Source organism: Hubeiibacter jixunmingi (assembly GCF_041928215.1).
Classification (GTDB): Bacteria; Pseudomonadota; Gammaproteobacteria; order Pseudomonadales; family Moraxellaceae; genus Acinetobacter.
In genome coordinates, this window is record NZ_JBHFHK010000109.1 from 1 (window position 1) to 3,718 (window position 3,718).

A 3,718-nucleotide genomic window follows, 5' to 3' on the forward strand; every position below is an offset into this window, starting at 1 on the left:
AATTGAGAATGAAATTAGTGGCAGGATTTATAAATTGGCAAGTTAATCGCTAAATTTACATTTTCGAAAGAGGTCTACTATGTAAGAATATGTGACAAATATGGAGGATAAGCTAATAATGAGTAAGTAATTTTTTAGATAAACGGTAGTATTTTTGGTTAGAATGGTTGTTGCTTGTTTGTTTAAATAACCTTTATAATGTGGTGGAATATACTTAAATCACTTAAGTTTATGGATGTTGAATATTGTCGTTGAGCTGTCAAGTTCAATCGTGCACCCAAGAGCTTAAGATGTAACAGTAATTGCCCTTAAATCAGGCAGTACTTATGTAAAAGGAAAAATCTATGAATCATAATTATCGAGTTGTTTATAACGAATCAACTCAAACCTTTACTGCGGTGGCAGAAAATGCAACATCACGTGGTAAAACTTCAAGTAAAAGTGTTAAAACTACTATAGCAAGTGCTGTTTTGGCAGGTGTTGCATTGGTTAGTGGAGATGCAATGGCGGCTACAATTGATGGTACGCCTGTAGGTCCATCTACGACTGCTAATCCTTATACACAGTCAAATATAATTATCTCTGGATCGGGAGGTGTGGCAAATACTGTCTCTACAGCATTAATTTCAGCAACTGCAGCGTCAAATAATATTATACTGGGTAATGGAAATACGTTTAATACCAAAGCTGGTGGTATAATAGGAACAATGGAGAACACTATTGTTGGTAGTCGTAATCAGATTGGTGTACCAGGAGATGTGGCAAAAGAATTATCACAAGTGGCTATACTTGGTAATGATATTAAAGTGAAAGGCACACAATCAACAGGGATTGGTAGTAATGTTGATATCAATGGCTCATCTTCTATTGCTATTGGTGGTGATGATCTAGATATTGCGTCTAAATCTGATCTAGCGGGAGGTTTTGTCGCAGCGAATGCTCTTAATACAGGTGTTGTAGCGACTGAATACGAAAGAATCACAGGTCGTAAAATGGTTGATGCTACGTCAGCAACTACTCAGTATCCAAGAACTACAGCTGGTGTAGCGGCTGTTGCAGTTGGTGTACAATCTAGGGCAACAGGCGCTCTTTCAACAGCGATAGGTACATCATCACAAGCGATAGGTTTGGCATCAACGGCATTTGGTATTGGTTCTAAGGCAACGGGCGGTGCTTCATTGTCTATGGGTTCGGCTTCAACTTCTGATGGCGAATCTTCTGTAGCAGTCGGTAACCTATCGAAATCTGTATACACAAGTGATGTTGCGATAGGTCGTAACTCATCTTCAGAGTCTATAAAAGATGCTGTAAATCCAACAACCGTAGGTGGTGTTCTCACTGATAAAGGTGGCGTTGGTGCAATTGCGATAGGTAATAATTCTGTTTCGAAGGGTTCAAATTACCATTTAGTTCGTAATACGACTGATAATAAAAATGAGCTGACAAATGGTGTTGTCTATAAAGCATTAAAAGACTCTGACGGTGACATTGTTATTAGTAAAGATGGAGTTAATGTCTATAAGGCCATTTCAACCTCTGTTGGTAATGCTGCATATGCAAACCAGGGTGGCACAGCAATTGGTGATGGTGCAAAATCAATTCAGTTATCAGTTGCTGTGGGTTCTTTAGCCCAAGCTCAAACTACTGGTGGTGTAGCAATAGGTGCTGCTGCTTTTGCAAAGGGTAATACTGCAACAGCAATTGGTCGTCAAGCTACCGCAATTGATGATTTTGCTCAAGCGATAGGTAATGTGTCTATCGCACAGGGCAAAGGCACATTAGCAATAGGTCATTCTGCTAATGCTGAAGGTTATCGTGCAATTTCTATTGGTTCTGCTGATATTGATGCTGCTGCTAGTGTTGCTGGTCAACCTGGTGTGATGTATCAGAAAGATGCCCAAACACATGCTAAAGGTAAAGATTCACTAGCAATCGTCGCTGGTTCAAAAGCTTATGGTGAGAATACTGTTGCTATCGGTCGACGAGCGATCGTAGGTACACGTGTTGATGTTGGTACTACTGTGACTGCTAATGGTGCTGCTGATAATGCGATTGCAATCGGTACGGATAGTAATGCTTCTAATATTAAATCAATCGCAATTGGTATGGGTGCTAAGGCATTCGGTGAGAATGCGATTTCGATTGGTACAGGTAATATTGTCACTGGTAAAAACTCAGGTACTATCGGCGATCCAACTGTCAACGAAGGTACAGCATCATATACTATCGGTAACAATAACGTTGTAGGTAGTAATAGCACGGGTGCATTTGTTCTTGGTAATAGTAACCAAATGGGTGGTACGGGTACATATGATGCTACTGGGAATAATACAGCAAGCACCGTTGCTGAAACTGCAGCAGCAACAGATACGGCTGCTGTGGGTAATCGTAATTATGTGAATACCAGTAGCACATATGTACTAGGTAGTAGCGTAAATACGACAGGTGCTACACAACCAACTGTAGCTGGTAGTACAGTGGCTAATTCGATCTATCTTGGTGATAACAGTACTATCCGTACAGAAGCGGGTGCAGGTGTAAACTTAGCTGATAGCGATGCTATCGCAGTTAACCCAACTACAGGTACAACTGCAGGTGCAACAGGTAAGGTATCTGACGCAACAGTGGGTACTATAATTTATAGTGGCTTTGCAGGTGCAACAGGTGTTGGTGCTGTATCGGTTGGTTCTGCTGGTGCAGAACGTCGTATTATGAACGTGGCAGCTGGTCAGATCAGTGATACATCTACTGATGCGATCAATGGTTCACAACTTTACGCTACAAATAAAGTCATCGGTAATCTAGCTGGGTCAGTTGCAACTGCATTGGGTGGCAATTCTACAGTGGGTAATGATGGCAAAATCACAGCACCTAGTTACACTTTGACATCAGGGAATCCATCAACAGGTACGACATCGACTTTTAATAACGTTGGCGGTGCGATTGATGCTTTGAATGAAGCAGTTAATCAGCCAATAAGTTTTACAGGCGACAATGGTGCGACAACATCTCGGAAGCTAGGAAGCACTTTACAGATTGTTGCAGGTAATGCGGCAAGCACGAGCACGACTAACTTAAAGACTACAGTGAGTGATGGTAAAGTCGAAATAAGCATGGCAAATGCACCGACCTTTACTGGTACAGTGACTGCACCAACTTTTACTACAGGTGGAAGTAGCCCAATTACGATTGGTAAGGATGTGGCGGGTAATAATGCGATCACTGGTTTGACATCTACTTTGCCAACGAACACAACAGCTGGCAGTGTGCCATCGCCAATTGATAATACGAAAGTAGCGACATTAGGTGATGTGTTGAATTCTGGTTGGAATTTACAAGGTGACAGTACAGCGGTTGACTTTGTTAAGCCATACGACACTGTAAACTTTGTAGATGGTAGTGGAACGGATGCTGTTGTTACCACGGATGCAAAAACGAACACAAGTACAGTAAAGTATGATGTTAAAGTTGATGGTACAAGTATTGTTGTTGATAGTGCTACAGGGGTATTGAAGGCGACAGCACAAGCACCTCAAACTACAACATTGAGCCCTGATACAAATGGTTCTGTTGTAGCACCAAGTACGGCGGAAGGTAATAAGTTTGTAACAGCAGCTAATATTGCTAACGCTATTAACAACAGTGGTTTCACCTTAAAAACCTCAGGCAACAAAGTTTCTGGTACAGATGAACTTATCAAACCAGGTAGCACAGTTGA

General features: G+C 41.4%; 1 protein-coding gene. It reads left to right on the forward strand.

What is annotated here, in order from left to right; genetic code table 11:
* Positions 1-344: 344 nt before the first annotated feature.
* On the forward strand, positions 345-3,718 hold a 3,374-nt coding region (locus ACEYX7_RS10725; protein ID WP_374900560.1), incomplete at its 3' end, for a beta strand repeat-containing protein.